The sequence below is a fragment of the Roseomonas sp. WA12 genome (genome assembly GCF_054165765.1).
In genome coordinates, this window is sequence record NZ_CM135108.1 from 909,523 (window position 1) to 924,465 (window position 14,943).

The window sequence follows — 14,943 nt, forward strand, 5'->3', positions numbered from 1 at the left end:
CCCGCGCAGGCGGGGCGCGGCCCCATTAGGAGGCCTGCGGCACCCGGGCGACCATGCGCATGCTGGTCGTCAACTCCTCCATCTGCAGCCAGGGGCGCAGATAGGCCACCGCGTTGTAGGAGCCCGGCTTGCCCGGAATCTCCTTCACCTCGACCTTCGCCTCGCGCAGCGGGAAGCGGGCCTTCATCTCCTGGCCCGCATTCTCGTTGGTGTTGACGTAGTTCTGGATCCAGCGGTTCAGCCAGCCCTCGACGTTGCTCGCCTCCATGAAGGAGCCGATCTTGTCGCGCGCCATGACCTTCAGGAAATGGGCGAAGCGGCTGGTGGCCATCATGTAGGGCAGGCGCGCCGAGATTGCGGCGTTGGAGGTCGCCTCCGGCCGGTCGTACTTCTTCGGCTTCTGCGCGGACTGTGCGCCGAAGAACACAGCGTAATCCGTGTTCTTGTAATGGCAGAGCGGCAGGAAGCCGAGGTTGGAAAGCTCGAACTCGCGCCGGTCGGTGATGCCGATCTCGGTCGGGCACTTCGTGTCCGCGTCACCGTCATCCGAGGTGAAGACATGCGCCGGCAGGTTCTGCACCTTGCCGCCGCCTTCCGCACCGCGGATCGCGGTGCAAAAGCCGTACTGCGCGAAGGCGTCGGTCAGCCGCGCGCCCATCACATAGGCAGCGTTGGACCAGCAGTAGTCGTGGTGGCCCATGGCGCGGGCGGCCCCGGTCTCGTCAGCCGGCGCCTCCTCGTAGTTGAACTCCTCAATCGGCTTGGTGGCGGCGCCATAGGGCAGGCGCGCGATCACGCGAGGCATGACAAGGTTGACGAAGCGGGAGTCCTCGCTCTCGCGAAAGGAGCGCCACTTGGAGTACTCGGGCGCCTCGAAGATCTTCGCGAGGTCGCGGGGCTTGGACAGCTCGGTCCAGTCGTTGAACCCGAACATCCCCGAGCCAACGCCGGAGATGAAGGGCGCGAAGGAGCCGGCCGCCACGTTGGACATCAGCCGAAGCGTCTCGACATCGTCGGGATGGGCGGTCCACTCGTAGTCGCCGATCAGCGCGCCATAGGGCTCGCCACCCGGCGTGCCGAACTCGTTCTCGTAGATCTTCTTGAATATCTGGCTCTGGTCGAACTCCACCGCCTTCGTCAGGTCGCGCGTCAGGTCGCGCTTGGAGGCGTTGAGCACGCGCAGCTTCAGCCCCGTGCCCGTCTCGGAGTTCTGCACGAGGTAGTGCAGCCCGCGCCAGGAGCCCTCGAGCTTGAGAAACTTCGGGTCGTGCATCACGGCGTTCAGCTGGGTGGACAGCTTGCGGTCGATCGCCGCGATCGCCTGGTCAAAGGTGCGGGTCAAATTCTTGTCGAAGGTGACCGTGCCGGACAGCGCCTGCTCGACGAGGGTCTTCACCAGGTCCTGCGCCCGGTCGGGCTCGGTCTGGCGCGTGTTGGTTAGGATCTGATCGAGAAGGCCGGGGGCGTCCTCGGTGGTGGTCGCGGCAGCGCCGCCGGCGGGAGAGGTCTCGGACATGTCTCAGCCCTCCTTCTTGTCGATGCCGAGCTCGCCGGAGAGCGACTGCAGATCGGTCTCGGAGCGCAGCACCTTCTCCAGCAGCGTCTCCAGCTCCTCGGAGCGGTCCACCTTGCTCATCAGGTCGCGCAGCTTGGCGCGCGTCTCCATCAGGGCGGCGAGCGCGGGCACCTGGGCGGCGACGCGCGCCGGCTCGAAGTCCTCGATCTTGTTGAATTTTAGGTCGACCGACATCTGGGTGCCGTCGCCCGCCAGGGTGTTGTCCACCTTCAGCTTCAGGCCCGGATTCATCGTGGCCATGACGTCGTTGAAGTTGTCACGGTCGATCTGGGTGAACTTGCGGTCGCCCATCGGCTTCAGCGGCGCGGTCGGGTCGCCGGAGAAGTCGCCCATCACGCCCACGACGAACGGCAGCTCGCGCACGATCTGCGCGCCCTCGGTCTCCACCTCATAGGTGATGTGGACGCGTGGCTTACGCACACGATTCAGCTTGTCGTGAATGCTTCCGCTCATGGGAAGGGTTTCCTCAGTCAAGGGCCGCGTTGTCGCGGTGGAACGGGATTTCTTGTGCAGAATGCCGGAAGGCGCGCTGAACCTTCACAGCAAGGTGACGCCCGGTTGGCCAAGCCTATTGGCTAGCTCATCGAAACGTCAACCATCTTCCGGTCGCGTCTATTCCTCAGGGGGCGGTGGAGGAAGGATGCCCAGCGCCGAGAGGACGGCATCACGCGTGGTCTGGTCGGGCAGCACCTCGGCCAGCAGTTCCGGCCATGTCATGCGGGCACGCCGCACCGCATCATCCAGCGTGTAGGAAAGCGGCGAGTGGGGCTCCGTCCTGCGGAACCAGGAGGCGATCTCGCCCAGCTGCCGCAGCGCCTGTTCACGCCCGGCAATCGCCACCGCGGCCGCATTGGCCGGGTTGCCAGCGGTCACGCCAGCGGATGCCTCGACCGGGTTACCAGCCGCCTCCGCCGCTTCCGCTCCGACCTCCGTTTCAACCGGCGGCGCAAAGCGGTCGCAGATCTCAAGCAGTTGGTTCAGCAGCTCGCGCACCCGGCTGGTGGACGGACTGTCGGCGCCCGCTTTCGCGTCCACCGCGCTGCCCATCTCCGACCAGCTTTCCAGCGCGCCAGTCACCTCCGACCGCAGGCCGCTCCAGTGGCGGGGCCCGGCCATCCGGGCTTCCTTTTCCACCTCCTCAAAGGGCAGCACGCCGGCCTCAAGTCGCGCGGCGCGTCTCTCCGGATCTGTGATGCCCGACAGCTCGACCGTCGACACATAGCGCCACAGCCCGAACGGTGACCCGTCCGGCCGATTGAAGAGCACGGTCTTGCGGAGCGGCTGCATCAGCGTGCCGTCAACGCCCTGGCCCGCCAAGCCCGCCACCGGCGAAACCCGGGTCTCGATTCCGTCCTCGTCCGGCATGGGGAACAAGTCATCCCAGTAGCCCTCGACCAACCCGGCGATCACCGCCGCTCCGGTACTCAGCCCGCGCAGTCCGGCCGTCCGCACCAGGGCCTCGGTCAACCAGGCGGCGACCTCCAGATCCTTCGCGCCCGTCGTGAGGGCTCGCAGCGCAAGGCTCTGTACCGTACGCCACTGCGGCGCCGTTGCCTCGTCCCCCTCGGCGGCCTCCGCTTGACGCTCGACATCCCGCGCCTCAGCTCGCGCATCCCGCAACTGGAAGTAAACGGAACTGGCCGAGTAATCCTCCCGCAAATCCGTTCCGGCAGGCGCTTCCTCGCTGACCGGCGCGAGGACCGCATCGAGGTCGAAATCGTCCATAAGTTGCGCCACGCGGATGGCTCCGTAGATGCCTTTGACGTGACCGTTGTAGCACCGTAAGGTCCCGAATTGGAACGTCAGGACATAAGACATTGGCCTCGATCGATCTCAAGCCCCTGATCGGTCGCTTGAACGACACCTGCCGTCGCGCGCTCGAGGGCGCGGCGGGGCTGACCCTGTCTCGCAGTCACTACAATGTCGAGATCGAGCACGTCCTTCTGGGTTTGGTTGATCGCGCAGATACCGACATTGCCGCGATTCTCCGCCATTGGGAGATCGAGATGTCTCGTCTCCTCCCCGATCTCAATCGCTCGCTCGATCGCATGAAAACCGGCAACGCCCGCGCGCCCACTCTCTCGCCCGAGGTGGTCGAGATGGCGAAGCAGGCTTGGCTCATGGCATCCGTCGAGCAGGGCGCGAGCCGCGTCCGTTCCGGCCATCTGCTCTGGGCACTGCTCGCCGACGAAAATCTTGCCCGTCGCGCCCGGGAGGCCTCCGGCCAGTTCGCGCGGATCCAGCCCGACCTTGTGAAGCGCGACTACGCCAATGTTTGCGGCAACACCGCCGAGGCCGCGCAGGCCACCACACAAGCCGCTGGCTCGGAAGCGGCCGCGGGTGGCAGCGGCGGCGAGGCCCCGCGCCCCGGCGGCTCGGCATCCCTCGACCAGTTCACCATCGATCTCACGGCGCAGGCCAAGGCCGGGAAGATCGACCCCATCCTCGGACGTGACTTCGAGATCCGCCAGATGGTGGATATCCTCACCCGTCGTCGGCAGAACAACCCGATCCTCACCGGTGAGGCCGGCGTCGGCAAGACGGCGGTCGTCGAAGGTCTGGCGCTTAAGATTGCCGCCGGCGATGTGCCGCCCGCGCTGCGCGACGTCACGCTCCGTACGCTCGACATGGGCCTTTTGCAGGCGGGTGCCGGCGTGAAGGGCGAGTTCGAGAACCGGCTGAAGTCGGTGATCGAGGAGACGAAGGCGAGCGCCAAGCCGATCATCCTTTTCATCGACGAGGCGCACACACTGATTGGCGCTGGCGGAGCGGCTGGGCAGAACGACGCGGCAAACCTGCTGAAGCCGGCGCTCGCCCGCGGCGAGCTGCGCACGATCGCGGCCACCACCTGGGCTGAGTACAAAAAGTATTTCGAGAAGGATGCGGCACTCACCCGCCGTTTCCAGGTCGTGAAGGTTGAGGAGCCGACCGAGTCGGTCGCAATCAGCATGATCCGCGGCCTCGTGGGTACACTCGAGAAGCACCACAAAATCCGCATCTTCGATGAGGCGGTGAGCGCGGCCGTGAAGCTTTCGGCGCGCTACATTCCGGCGCGCCAACTGCCGGACAAGGCCGTCAGCCTCATCGATACGGCCTGTGCGCGCGTGGCGATGAGCCAGAATGCCATCCCGGCCTCGGTCGAGGACCGCCGGCGCCGAATCGAGTTGATCGACACCGAGATGGCGATCGTTGCTCGAGAAACCGCCGGCGGTTTCGACCATACCGCCCGGCAGAACGAGCTGGCCGCCGAGCGCGAGGCCGTCACGGCTGAATTGGCTGCTCTCGAGGAGCGTTGGGAGCAGGAGAAAACCCTCGTCACCGAGTTGGGCGAGATCCGCGGCCGCATCGAAGCAGCTGCGGCCGGTACCGACAGCGCGGACGACCGCGCCAAGCTGGCCGAGACAAGCGAGAAGGTCCGCGCTCTTCAGGGCGAGAAGCCGCTGATCTTCCCCGCGGTGGACGCGCAGGCCATCGCCGAAATCGTCGAGAGCTGGACCGGCATCCCCGCCGGCCGGATGCAGTCCGACGAGATCCGCACCGTGCTGAACCTGCACGAGGCCATGGAGAGCCGCGTCGTTGGCCAGAGCCACGCGCTCGAAGCGGTGGCACAGGCCATCCGCACCAGCCGCGCCGGTCTGACAGACCCTCGCAAGCCCATCGGCGTTTTCCTGATGGTCGGCACGTCAGGCGTTGGCAAAACCGAGACCGCGCTGACGCTCGCCAACCTGCTCTATGGCGGCGAGCAGAACATGACGACCATCAACATGACCGAGTTCAAGGAGGAGCATAAAGTCTCCCTCCTGATGGGCAGCCCTCCCGGTTATGTCGGCTATGGCGAGGGCGGCATCCTTACCGAGGCGGTGCGCCGCCGACCCTATAGCGTCGTTCTGCTGGACGAGATGGAGAAGGCCCATCCGGGCGTCCAGGACGTGTTCTTCCAGGTCTTCGACAAGGGGAACATGAAGGACGGCGAAGGCCGTGACATCGACTTCAAGAACACCGTCATCATCATGACGAGCAACGCCGGCACCGACCTGATCGCCAAGCTCTTCGCTGATCCGGAAACCGCGCCCGACGCCGCCGGCCTCGCCGACGCGCTGCGCCCTGAGCTGGCGAAGTATTTCAAGCCCGCCTTCCTCGGCCGCGTGACCATCGTGCCTTATTTCCCGCTGCCGGACGCGATTATCCGCCAGATCGTGGCCATGCAGCTACGCCGTATCCAGGCCCGCGTGCACGACAGCTACCGCGCGAGCTTCGAGTGGGATCCGGTGCTGGTCGAGACCATCGCCGCGCGCTGCACTGAAAGCTCCTCCGGTGCGCGCAACGTCGAGAACATTCTGTCGCGCACTCTCCTGCCGGAGCTGTCAGCCGAAGTGCTGACCCGGCTGGCGGAGGGCAAGCAGGTCGGCACCGTCCATGTCGGGCTCAAGCCGGACGGGACGTTCGCCTACGCCGTCAACTAGTCTCACGCGGTCGCGGGCAGCCGCGCCGAACAAGGGAAGGAAGAGATATGGCGATCTACATGAAGTTCGGGGCCGTTAAGGGCCAGGTCACGACCGAAGGTTTCAAGGACTGGATCGAGCTGGGCTCGTTCCAGCTCGGCGTCGGCCGTGGCGTGACCAGCGGCGCCGGCGGCCAGCAGCGGGAGAGCTCCAACCCCTCCATCAGCGAGGTCTCCGTGACGAAGGTCTTCGACGTGGCCTCCCCAGGCCTCTACGAGGACGCGCTGGCCGGTGCCTTCGACACGAAGGTCGAGATCAAGTTCACTTCGACGACGAAGAACAAGGTCGACACATTTCTCAGCTACGAGCTGACCAACTGCGGCGTGTCCGGCTACAGCCTGTCCACGGGCGGCGACAACCCGTCGGAGAGCCTGTCACTCAACTTCACCAAGATCATGCTCACGCCCTCGCCGCTCGACGACAAGGGCATTCCGAAGAAGGGCGCGGTCGTGACCTACGACTTGGCCAAGATGGTCAAGAGCTGATCGGCCGACAGGGCCGGCCGGGCGCATCCGCACCCAGCCGGCCCGTTCCGCCGCGGGCCGCGAGGCCCGCACAGCCCGCGTATCCTGGTGGCGCCAGCCGGGGTGGACGCTGCGAGACGGCCAGCCGCGCCAGGTCTTACGACCAACCCGGCATGTGCGCGCTTCAAGGCACCTTCGGCCAGATGCTCCTCGGCGAAACGGCGCGAGGAGTTCGTGAAAACGCGCTCTCCCTAGGTCAGGCTAAGATCCATCGGTCTTGCTCAATTCAGGCCGCGCGTGCCGGCACCAGCAGCGGCACCGGGCCGGGCAGCACATCACCCGACAGCAGCGCCGTTTCCAGCCGCAACGCGGCTTCGGTCCCGATCGCAGGAACTGCCAGTTCCCGGAACTTCGCCGACAACTCGGCATCGCTCAGCGGCGCGTCTGGATCGCCCTTGCGGGTGGGCTGCAGCCGCTCAAGCACGTTGCCGTCGCGCAGCGTGACGCGCACCCGCGCGGCACGGCGCGCCGGATAGGCGTCGGCCAGCTCGGGGTCGAGCGAGACCGTCACCTTCGCCATATCCGCGAGGATAGCAGGGTCCGCCAGTGCGGACGGCTCGAAGGCCGCCAGCCGCACCCCGCCCAGCCGCAGCAGCGCCGCTGCGCAGTACTGCATGGAAAACCGCGCATCCTGCTCCGTCCGCGCCTCTGGCCGGTCGCAGACCGTCTTGGTGGGGCCGTAGCCGCCAATATGGATAGCCGCGACATCGTCGGGCCCGAAGCCGTGCTCCGCCCGCAACGTGTCGATCCCGTCCAGCCCGGGGAAGATATGGCCGCAGCAGCCGTGGTTCTTGAAGGTGATCGAGGCGATGGCATAGCTCTCACCGAGACCCGCCAGCGCGCGCTCCCACTTGCCCGTGTCCTCGCTGGTCGCCGCGGCGAAGCCAGCGGGCCCGTCCAGCACATCCAGCGCGCCCGTCATCCCCTGCGCGGCCGCCATGGCGGCCAGCGCGCCGACTTCCGCGGCGTGGCCGGGATGCAGCGGCTTGCTCATCCCTTCGCCGCGAAAGGCCTGTTGCAACCCGCCCGCCATGGTGGCGGCGGTGGCGAGCGCATGGGCGGTGCGCATCGCATCCAGCCCCAGGATCACCGAAACGGCCGCCGCCGCGCCAAAGGTGCCGACCGTCCCGGTGGTGTGCCAGAACCGGTAATGACTGGGCTGCACGGCCAGGCCGATGCGGGCACCCACCTCATAGCCCGCGATAATCGCCCGCAGCAGATCCGCCATCGAGGTCCCATGGGCCTGCGCGGCGGCCAGGGCGGCGCTGATCGTCGGGCAGGCCGGGTGATAGCCGGCGTCGCGGAAGATGTCGTCGAACTCGACCGTGTGGCTGGCCGTGCCGTTGATCAGGGCGGCTTGCCGCAATGGCCCGCGCGTGCCGTCCACGTAGCAGACGGCGCGCCCCGGCCCGCGCTCGCCAGCGAGTGCCGCCACCAGCAGGGTAGCGGGCGGCCGGGAGCAGCCGGGAAGGAGGGCCGCGAACCAGTCCAGCAGCGCGCGGCGGGCATGATGCTCTAGTCCGGGCGCCAGGGTCCGCTCGCGCCAACTGGCTGCCTCGTCAGCGAGGCGGACAAGCGGGTTGGGCATGGTCGTCCTCATCTTGGCCTTCGTCCCCTGCCGGCCTGCTGCCAGGCTCGCCATCGCAGTCTCGGACGCCTGAACGCGGGTCCGGCCTGCCTATATGGCTGAGTAAGCCATTTGAGGGCGGCCGCAGCAAAAACTGCGGCCGCCCTGCGGGTGGTGGGCCTTCCCCGGCCGGTTCGCTAGCGCGAGGCCTGGGCCTGTCGCACGAAGGCGGCAAGTTCGCCGTTGAAGCGCGCCGGCTCCTCCCAGAACGGGGCATGGCCGCTGTTCGGATACAGCGACAGCTGCGCTCCCGGCACCGTGGCGGCCGTGAACCGCGCCATGGGTGTGGCGAGGATGCGATCCTGCTCCCCGTGGGAGACCAGCACGGGCAGCCGCAACGCCCGCAGAACCCCGGCATAATCCGCCGGCCGCCCCGCCAGACCGGCACGGACATAAAGCGGTGCCAGCATATTGAAGGCGAGCATGGTCTGGAAATCCGCCGGGTCCGGCTGGGTCGCAAAGCAGGCGCGCAGGAAGCGGATCGTGCCGTCCACGAAGGCATCCGCCGCCGGCGCCAGCATCGCCTGGGGCCCGAGAAGCCCGACATCCGGTCCGAGGAAGGCGGGATCGCCCAGCGAGCTGCTGGCATCGACGTAGTTGATGCCCGCGATCGCGCCCGCGCCATGGGCGGTGAGATAGTCGCCCACGACGCGCCCGGCATAGGACCACCCGACCAGCACCGGCCGGTTCAGTCCCATTTCGGCGATCACGGTGCGGACATCGTCGGCCCAGACCTGGCCGGGCTTGTAGAACGCGTCGCCCTCGGGCTTGGTGCTCATTCCATGGCCGCGCAGGTCGATCGCGACCATCCGGAACTCGCGCGCCAGGGCGGGATCGCGCAGCTGTCGGTCCCAGGACAGGGCAGCCTGGGCGAAGCCGTGCAGGAACAGAATCGCCGGCCCCTGCGGATTGCCGAATTCATATGCAGCAAGGCGCACGCCATCCGGCGAGCGGATGGTGCGCGCCGTATAGGCCGGGCTCGACGCGGCCGACCCCTGGCCGGGTGCAGGGCCGGTTGCCTGGCCGGCCACCTGGGCCTGCGCCGCCCCGCTGGCGACCAGCCCGAGTCCCATCGCCGCCATGCCCCAGCCCATTACGTCACGCCGGTTCGCCTGACCGTCCTGCATATGCTTCCTCCTGTGTTGCTGCGCTCCGACAGCGCGCCCTGCCAGAACCTAGGCCCGCACGCATCGGTCGGTCACCCCGTCGCCGGAAAGCAGGCACCCGGCGCGGGACGGTCTCCGCTCCCCAGGGCCACCACGCGGGCACTCCCAAGGCGGTTCTCGGAGGCAGAACGAAACGACCTTTCTCGCGGCATGACGGCCGTTTCATCCAAGTCAGCCAGCGGCGGATGTGAGAGCGTTCCGGTATGCGACTGCACCGGAGCAGGCGCTGGAACATCGGACCATCAGCCTCATGATCAGACCGCATTCCCTGCTGCGCGCCTCGGCCGTTGCGGCCACGCTGGGCCTTCTCGCCGCCTGCGCCCAGACCGTTCCCCCGGCCGCGCCGGGCGTCGAGCCGATGCGCGGCGCGGCCCTCCCGGCGCCGGAGCGCGTGCCCGCCTCCGCCGGCACCCCCGCGATCGGCACCGAGCCGATGCGCGGCGCTCCGCTCCCGAGCGGCGGGTCCACGATCGTGCGGGACGGCAGCGCCCCTGCCATCGGCACCGAGCCGATGCGCGGCGCCCCGCTGCCCACGGGCGCCGACCAGTCCCGCACCCGCGCCCGCTGAGCCCGGCCGCCCATCGTTGAGCGCCGGGGAGGGGAGATGACAGCCGTTCTTCGCCCCGGCAACCACGGGCGCCGCGGCCTCCTCCTGGGCGGCGCGGCCGGGCTCCTTGCCGGATGCGTCCCGGCCGGGACGGAGGCGCCGCGCCTGGCCAGCGCATCCGTGGCCGCAGCGCCCTTGCCCGCGCTGGACGGCCTCGTTGCCCGCTGGATGCTCCTCGCCGACGAAGTCGCCGAAATCCCGCAATCCGCCGCCTGGCCGCGCGCCCACACCATCGCACTGGCCACGATGGCCATGCACGACGCGCTGAACGCTATCGAGCCGCGCTACGCTCGCTGGGCGCCGGCAACCCGCTCCGAACCCCGGCCCGCCGGCGCATCGCCCGCCGTCGCCTTGTCCATGGCCGCCCTGGCCGCCCTTTCGCGCAGCGACCCGAGCGGCGCGGTTCGTGCCCGCGCCGAACTCCTGATGACCGAAGTCCTGGCGACCGAACCCTCCGACGCGGCCCGCTCGGCCGCCCTGGCACTTGGGAGCGAGATCGGCGCAGCGGCCGCGGACCGCGCGGGGCCACCGCCGGAGAAGCGTGGCTTCAACACCTCCACGGCCCAGGGCCGCTGGCGCCCGACGCCTCCCCGGCCGATCAACAGCCTGTTCTACCTCGACCGTCCCATCCTTTTCCCCGCGCGCGACTCGCTGCAGTGCCCGCCGCCGCCCGAGCTCCATTCGGCGAGCTACCGGACCGATCTGGAGGAGGTGCGCGCTCTTGGCGGCGCCATCTCATGGCAGCGGACGCCCGAGCAGACCGACGCCGCCCGCTTCTGGGTGCCGCAATCCCCGCAGCGCAACATGATGCGCATCCTGCTGCGTCGCCTTGCCGCCGAACCCCCATCGGGCGGGCTGTGGGACGAGGCGCGCATGGTCTCGATCCTGGCCGTCGCCTTCTCCGACAATGACGTGATGGTCTATGCCGAGAAGTCTCGCCACGCTTTCTGGCGCCCGGTCACCGCCATTAACCTCGGCAGTCCCAGCATCCGCCCCGATCCGGGCTGGGAGACGCTGCTGCCGACCCCGGCCCACCCCGACTACCCCTCAGGCCACAGCGCGGACATGGCGGCGGGCGCTGCCGTCATCGCTGGCCTGCTGGGGGACGGCCCGGTCGCCTACCAAGTCGCCGATCGCGAGGGCCAGCCGGTCCGAAACTTCCCAAGCCTTGCCGCGGCCTCGGACGAGTGCTCGGAAAGCCGAATCTGGGCCGGCGCCCATTTCCGCACGGCGACGCAGGAAGGCCAGCGTCTCGGCCAGGCGGTCGCGGCCCGCGCGCTGCAGCAGGTGCCGGGAAGGGGCTGACGCGCCTCTCGCTGTCAGGGAAGTGACGAGCCGCGCCACCTGCACCCCCTGGCCCCACCGCCTCGGTCGCCGCATTCTGCCCAGCAGATGGAGTGGGAAGATTCGGTGCGGCTTGGCGGCGTGATCGACGGGGTCCGGCCGGTGCCGTCCGCGCTGCAAGGCTTGCCCGATGCCGTCGTGCTCGACATGGACGGCACGTTGCTGGACACCGAGGGCGCCTATCGGGAGGCTTTCCACGCCGCGCTCATCGCCCATGGCGGCTCGTTGGAGGACGGCCTTTATGCCCGCCTCGTCGGCATCTCCTCGCGCGAGCGCGGCGTACTGGTTCAGAGCTGGCTCGGTTCCACCTTTCCCTGGCAGGACTGCCTGGCCGATTACCGCGCCCGTAAGGCCCGCCTGCTCGATGGCCCCGTTCGCACCAAGCCGGGCGCTGCGGACTTGCTTACGGAACTCGCCGCGCTGAACCTGCCCTGCGCCGTCGCCACCTCCGCCGGGCGCCGCACCGCTGAAGCAGCCCTGGCCGGCGCCGGCTTGCGAGACGCCGTTCCCGCCCTGATCACACGCGACGACGTGGCGGCAGGGAAACCCGACCCCGCCCTGTTCCTGCGTGCCGCTGTGACGCTCGGCGCTTCCCCCGCCCGCTGCCTGGCCGTGGAGGACAGCCCGCCCGGCGTCGCCGCCGCCCGCGCCGCCGGCATGCGGGTGGTGATGGTGCCGGACACGCAGCCGCCCGGCCCCGAGCTGCGTGCCACCGGCCTGACCCTCGCCGCCGACCTTCTTGAGGTGCGCGCCCTGCTCCGGCGCTTACGCAATGGTGAAGGCCGCGTGACTTGATGGCCGTCCGCCGCGCGGGGATTGTGCCTGGATTCCCGGACTTACCGATGCACGCCCTTTCAAACGCTGCTGCCGCATGAGGCTGGTCATCTTCGGCCTCGCCGTTTCCTCGTCCTGGGGCAACGGCCACGCCGCGCTGTGGCGAGCCCTCATCGCCGCCCTGCTCGCCGATGGCCACCGCGTCACCTTCTTCGAGCGCGACGTCCCCTACTACGCGGAAAACCGCGACCTGCACGCGCTGCCCGAGGGCGGCGAGCTGGTCCTGTACAAGGATTGGCAGGACGCCATGCTGCGCGCCCGCCGCGCGCTGGCCGATGCCGATGCGGGCATGGTCACCTCCTACTGCCCCGATGCGGCGGAGGCGACAGCGCTGGTGCTGGACAGCCGGGCCCTTCGCGTCTTCTACGACCTCGACACGCCCGTGACGCTCGACCGCATCGCCGCCGGCGAACCCGTCGGCTATATCGGCCCGGAAGGACTGGGGGACTTTGACCTCGTCCTCTCCTACACCGGAGGCGCTGCGCTCGACGCGCTGCGGGACCGCCTCGGAGCCCGCCGCGTTGCGCCGCTCTATGGCTCGGCTGACCCCGCCATCCATTGCCCAGCGCCGCCCGAGCCGCGCTTCGAGGCCGCGCTCTCCTATCTCGGCACCTATGCCGCGGACCGCCAGGCGCTGCTTGACCGCCTGTTCCTGCAGCCCGCACGCCTGCGCCCGGAACGCCGCTTCGTCATCGGCGGCGCGCAGTATCCGCAGGACTTTCCCTGGACGACCAACACCTGGTTCGTCCGCCACCTGCCGCCGCCCGAGCACCCCGCCTTCTACGCCGCCTCCCGCCTCACGCTGAACATCACGCGCGAAGCCATGGCGCGATCCGGCTGGTGCCCCTCCGGCCGCCTGTTCGAGGCTGCGGCCTGTGGCGTTGCTATCCTGTCGGACTGGTGGGAGGGGCTGGACGCCTTCTTCGAGCCCGGCCGCGAGATCCTCATCGCCCACACCACCGAGGACGCGCTCGCCGCCATCGACCGCTCCGACGAGGAGCTGGCCCTCATCGCCCGCCGCGGCCGTGAGCGCGTGCTGGCCGAGCACACCGCCCAGCGGCGCGCGCGCGAGATGGTAGCCGCCATCGAATCCGCTTCCGTCACGACCGGCAGCAGCGCATGAGCCGCACCTGGGGAATCGTCCCGGCAGCAGGGCAGGGGACGCGCATCCAGCCGCTCGCCTTCTCGAAGGAGCTCCTTCCCGTCGGCAGCCGTGTGGACGAGAACGGCGTGGAACGCCCACGCGCCGTCAGCGAACACCTGGTTGAGCGGATGGTGCTCGGCGGCGCCGACCGCATCCTCTTCGTCATCTCGCCGCTGAAATCCGACATCCTCCGCTACTACGGCGCCGAATACGGCACCGCGCACATCGCCTATGCCGTGCAGGAGCGCGCCGCCGGCTTGTGCGACGCCATTTTCCGCGCCATTCCCTTCGTGCGGGAGGACGAGTGCGTGCTCGTCGGCCTGCCCGACACCGTCTGGTTCCCCGCCGACGCGCTGCGCCAGCTTCCCGACGACCGCCTCAGCTTTCTCCTCTTCCCCGTCGAGCGCCCCGACCTGTTCGATGCCGTGGATACGGATGAGGACGGCCGCGTGCGCGAGGTCCAGGTGAAGCGGCCGGCTGCTGCGACGAATTGGATCTGGGGCGCCTTCAAGATGCCCGGTGCAACCCTGCACGCGCTCCACGCGCTGTGGGAAGCGCGCGAGCGGCAGGACGAGTACATCGGCACCCTCGTCAACGCCTGGATCGCGCGCGGCAACGCGGCCTGGGGCGTGCGCGCGGGCAGCAGCTACGTGGATACCGGCACGCTGAACGGCTACCGCGACGCCTCGCGCCTGCTGGACGAACCCGTGCCCGAGACGAGCCGCAACACGGCTGGAGAGAGCGCTTGAGCACCACCACGACCGACTGGACCCCCGAGCGCATTGCCGCCCGCGCCGCCGAGCTCGGCCCCTGGTTCCACAACCTGAACCTGCGCGGCACCCGCACCGCGCCCGACCACTTTCTCGGCGACTATCCCGCCAGCAAGTTCCGCAACTTCGCCCACGCGCTCGCCGCCGACCTCACCGGCAAGACCGTGCTCGACATCGGCTGCAACGGCGGCTTCTACTCGATGGAGATGAAGCGCCGAGGCGCATCGCGCGTGCTCGGCATCGACTTCGACGAGGACTACCTCGCCCAGGCCCGCTTCGCCGCCGAGGTGGAGGGCATGGACATCGAGTTCCGCCGCCTCTCCGTCTACGACCTCGCCCGCCTCGGCGAGAAGTTCGACGTGGTGGTCTTCATGGGCGTGCTCTACCACCTGCGCCACCCGCTCCTCGCCCTCGACCTCATCTACGAGCACGCCGCCGGCGACATCCTGCTGTTCCAGTCGCTCCAGCGTGGCAGCAACGAGATCGCGCCCATCCCCCCCAACCCGCCCTTCACCGAAACCGCCATCTTCGACGAGCCCGGCTATCCAAAGATGCATTTCATCGAGGGTGAGTACTCTAACGATTTCACCAATTGGTGGGCCCCCAACCGCGCCTGCTCCGCCGCCATGCTGCGCAGCGCCGGCTTCCGCATCGAAGCCGAGCCGGAGCCCGAGGTTTTCGTTTGCCGCCGCGGCACGCGCGACCAGGGCTTCTACGGCGCCGTCTATCCCGCCCGCGGGCCGGACGACGCGGAAGGCGGCGGCATCGCGCCCTACGATCCCGCGAAGGGCCCGCCGGCCTGAACGCGCCCGAGCTCCTCGCCCGCCTCGCGCGGCGCGATCAGGTTGA

Annotated in this window: 13 protein-coding genes; 8 read left to right on the top strand and 5 right to left on the bottom strand. The window is 68.9% G+C overall.

Features of this window, described 5'->3' with window-relative positions:
• Positions 1–25: 25 nt before the first annotated feature.
• The 3 genes from tssC to tssA all read right to left on the bottom strand — a co-directional run bounded on the left by tssC (position 26) and on the right by tssA (position 3,394).
• Positions 26–1,516 (bottom strand): type VI secretion system contractile sheath large subunit, encoded by a 1,491-nt coding sequence (tssC, locus tag ACVBD7_RS04425; protein WP_458096290.1) that lies wholly within the window; start codon positions 1,514–1,516, stop codon positions 26–28.
• Between the two features lie 3 nt (positions 1,517–1,519).
• Positions 1,520–2,029 (bottom strand): type VI secretion system contractile sheath small subunit, encoded by a 510-nt coding sequence (gene tssB / locus ACVBD7_RS04430; RefSeq protein WP_458096291.1) that lies wholly within the window; start codon positions 2,027–2,029, stop codon positions 1,520–1,522.
• Between the two features lie 159 nt (positions 2,030–2,188).
• Complete coding sequence (gene tssA / locus ACVBD7_RS04435; protein ID WP_458096292.1) at positions 2,189–3,394, bottom strand: type VI secretion system protein TssA; 1,206 nt, start codon at positions 3,392–3,394, stop codon at positions 2,189–2,191.
• Here tssA and tssH point away from each other — a divergent pair.
• Entirely contained in the window at positions 3,394–6,039 is a 2,646-nt protein-coding gene (tssH, locus tag ACVBD7_RS04440) for a type VI secretion system ATPase TssH (RefSeq protein WP_458096293.1), read from the top strand. The two genes, tssA and tssH, sit on opposite strands and share 1 nt — an antisense overlap.
• Positions 6,040–6,086: 47 nt before the next feature.
• Entirely contained in the window at positions 6,087–6,563 is a 477-nt protein-coding gene (locus ACVBD7_RS04445; RefSeq protein ID WP_458096294.1) for an Hcp family type VI secretion system effector, read from the top strand.
• Positions 6,564–6,828: 265 nt separating this feature from the next.
• Here ACVBD7_RS04445 and ACVBD7_RS04450 read toward each other — a convergent pair whose 3' ends face one another.
• Together ACVBD7_RS04450 and ACVBD7_RS04455 are read right to left on the bottom strand one after the other, a co-directional pair.
• A complete protein-coding gene (locus ACVBD7_RS04450; protein ID WP_458096295.1) occupies positions 6,829–8,190 on the bottom strand; it encodes an MmgE/PrpD family protein in 1,362 nt (453 codons plus the stop codon).
• A gap of 176 nt (positions 8,191–8,366) precedes the next feature.
• Positions 8,367–9,356 carry an alpha/beta fold hydrolase gene (locus ACVBD7_RS04455; protein WP_458096296.1) on the bottom strand — a complete coding sequence of 330 codons (990 nt, stop codon included), beginning with the start codon at positions 9,354–9,356 and terminating at the stop codon, positions 8,367–8,369.
• Positions 9,357–9,645: 289 nt separating this feature from the next.
• On the opposite strand from ACVBD7_RS04455, the gene ACVBD7_RS04460 reads away from it, so the two are divergent.
• The 6 genes from ACVBD7_RS04460 (at position 9,646) to ACVBD7_RS04485 (ending at position 14,897) form a co-directional block, all read left to right on the top strand.
• Positions 9,646–9,963 carry a hypothetical protein gene (locus ACVBD7_RS04460; protein ID WP_458096297.1) on the top strand — a complete coding sequence of 106 codons (318 nt, stop codon included), beginning with the start codon at positions 9,646–9,648 and terminating at the stop codon, positions 9,961–9,963.
• A gap of 36 nt (positions 9,964–9,999) precedes the next feature.
• Positions 10,000–11,307 (top strand): vanadium-dependent haloperoxidase, encoded by a 1,308-nt coding sequence (locus tag ACVBD7_RS04465; RefSeq protein WP_458096298.1) that lies wholly within the window; start codon positions 10,000–10,002, stop codon positions 11,305–11,307.
• A gap of 105 nt (positions 11,308–11,412) precedes the next feature.
• On the top strand, positions 11,413–12,141 hold the full coding sequence (locus ACVBD7_RS04470) for an HAD family hydrolase (RefSeq protein ID WP_458096299.1): 729 nt from the start codon (positions 11,413–11,415) through the stop codon (positions 12,139–12,141).
• A 76-nt stretch (positions 12,142–12,217) separates the two neighbouring features.
• Positions 12,218–13,303: a CgeB family protein gene (locus ACVBD7_RS04475; RefSeq protein WP_458096300.1), complete on the top strand. Its 1,086-nt coding sequence runs from the start codon at positions 12,218–12,220 to the stop codon at positions 13,301–13,303.
• Positions 13,300–14,073: a sugar phosphate nucleotidyltransferase gene (locus ACVBD7_RS04480; protein ID WP_458096301.1), complete on the top strand. Its 774-nt coding sequence runs from the start codon at positions 13,300–13,302 to the stop codon at positions 14,071–14,073. Before ACVBD7_RS04475 ends, ACVBD7_RS04480 begins: the two co-directional genes overlap by 4 nt.
• On the top strand, positions 14,070–14,897 hold the full coding sequence (locus ACVBD7_RS04485) for a TIGR04290 family methyltransferase (RefSeq protein WP_458096302.1): 828 nt from the start codon (positions 14,070–14,072) through the stop codon (positions 14,895–14,897). The genes ACVBD7_RS04480 and ACVBD7_RS04485 overlap by 4 nt, the downstream gene beginning before the upstream one ends.
• The last annotated feature ends 46 nt before the right edge of the window (positions 14,898–14,943 follow it).

Excerpts from the sequence above, each read along its gene's own strand:
- tssC (WP_458096290.1), bottom strand. The coding sequence starts at position 1,516 with ATGTCCGAGACCTCTCCCGCCGGCGGCGCTGCCGCGACCACCACCGAG.
- tssB (WP_458096291.1), bottom strand. The coding sequence starts at position 2,029 with ATGAGCGGAAGCATTCACGACAAGCTGAATCGTGTGCGTAAGCCACGC.
- tssA (WP_458096292.1), bottom strand. The coding sequence starts at position 3,394 with ATGTCTTATGTCCTGACGTTCCAATTCGGGACCTTACGGTGCTACAAC.
- ACVBD7_RS04445 (WP_458096294.1), top strand. The coding sequence starts at position 6,087 with ATGGCGATCTACATGAAGTTCGGGGCCGTTAAGGGCCAGGTCACGACC.
- ACVBD7_RS04450 (WP_458096295.1), bottom strand. The coding sequence starts at position 8,190 with ATGCCCAACCCGCTTGTCCGCCTCGCTGACGAGGCAGCCAGTTGGCGC.
- ACVBD7_RS04455 (WP_458096296.1), bottom strand. The coding sequence starts at position 9,356 with ATGCAGGACGGTCAGGCGAACCGGCGTGACGTAATGGGCTGGGGCATG.
- ACVBD7_RS04460 (WP_458096297.1), top strand. The coding sequence starts at position 9,646 with ATGATCAGACCGCATTCCCTGCTGCGCGCCTCGGCCGTTGCGGCCACG.
- ACVBD7_RS04465 (WP_458096298.1), top strand. The coding sequence starts at position 10,000 with ATGACAGCCGTTCTTCGCCCCGGCAACCACGGGCGCCGCGGCCTCCTC.
- ACVBD7_RS04475 (WP_458096300.1), top strand. The coding sequence starts at position 12,218 with ATGAGGCTGGTCATCTTCGGCCTCGCCGTTTCCTCGTCCTGGGGCAAC.
- ACVBD7_RS04480 (WP_458096301.1), top strand. The coding sequence starts at position 13,300 with ATGAGCCGCACCTGGGGAATCGTCCCGGCAGCAGGGCAGGGGACGCGC.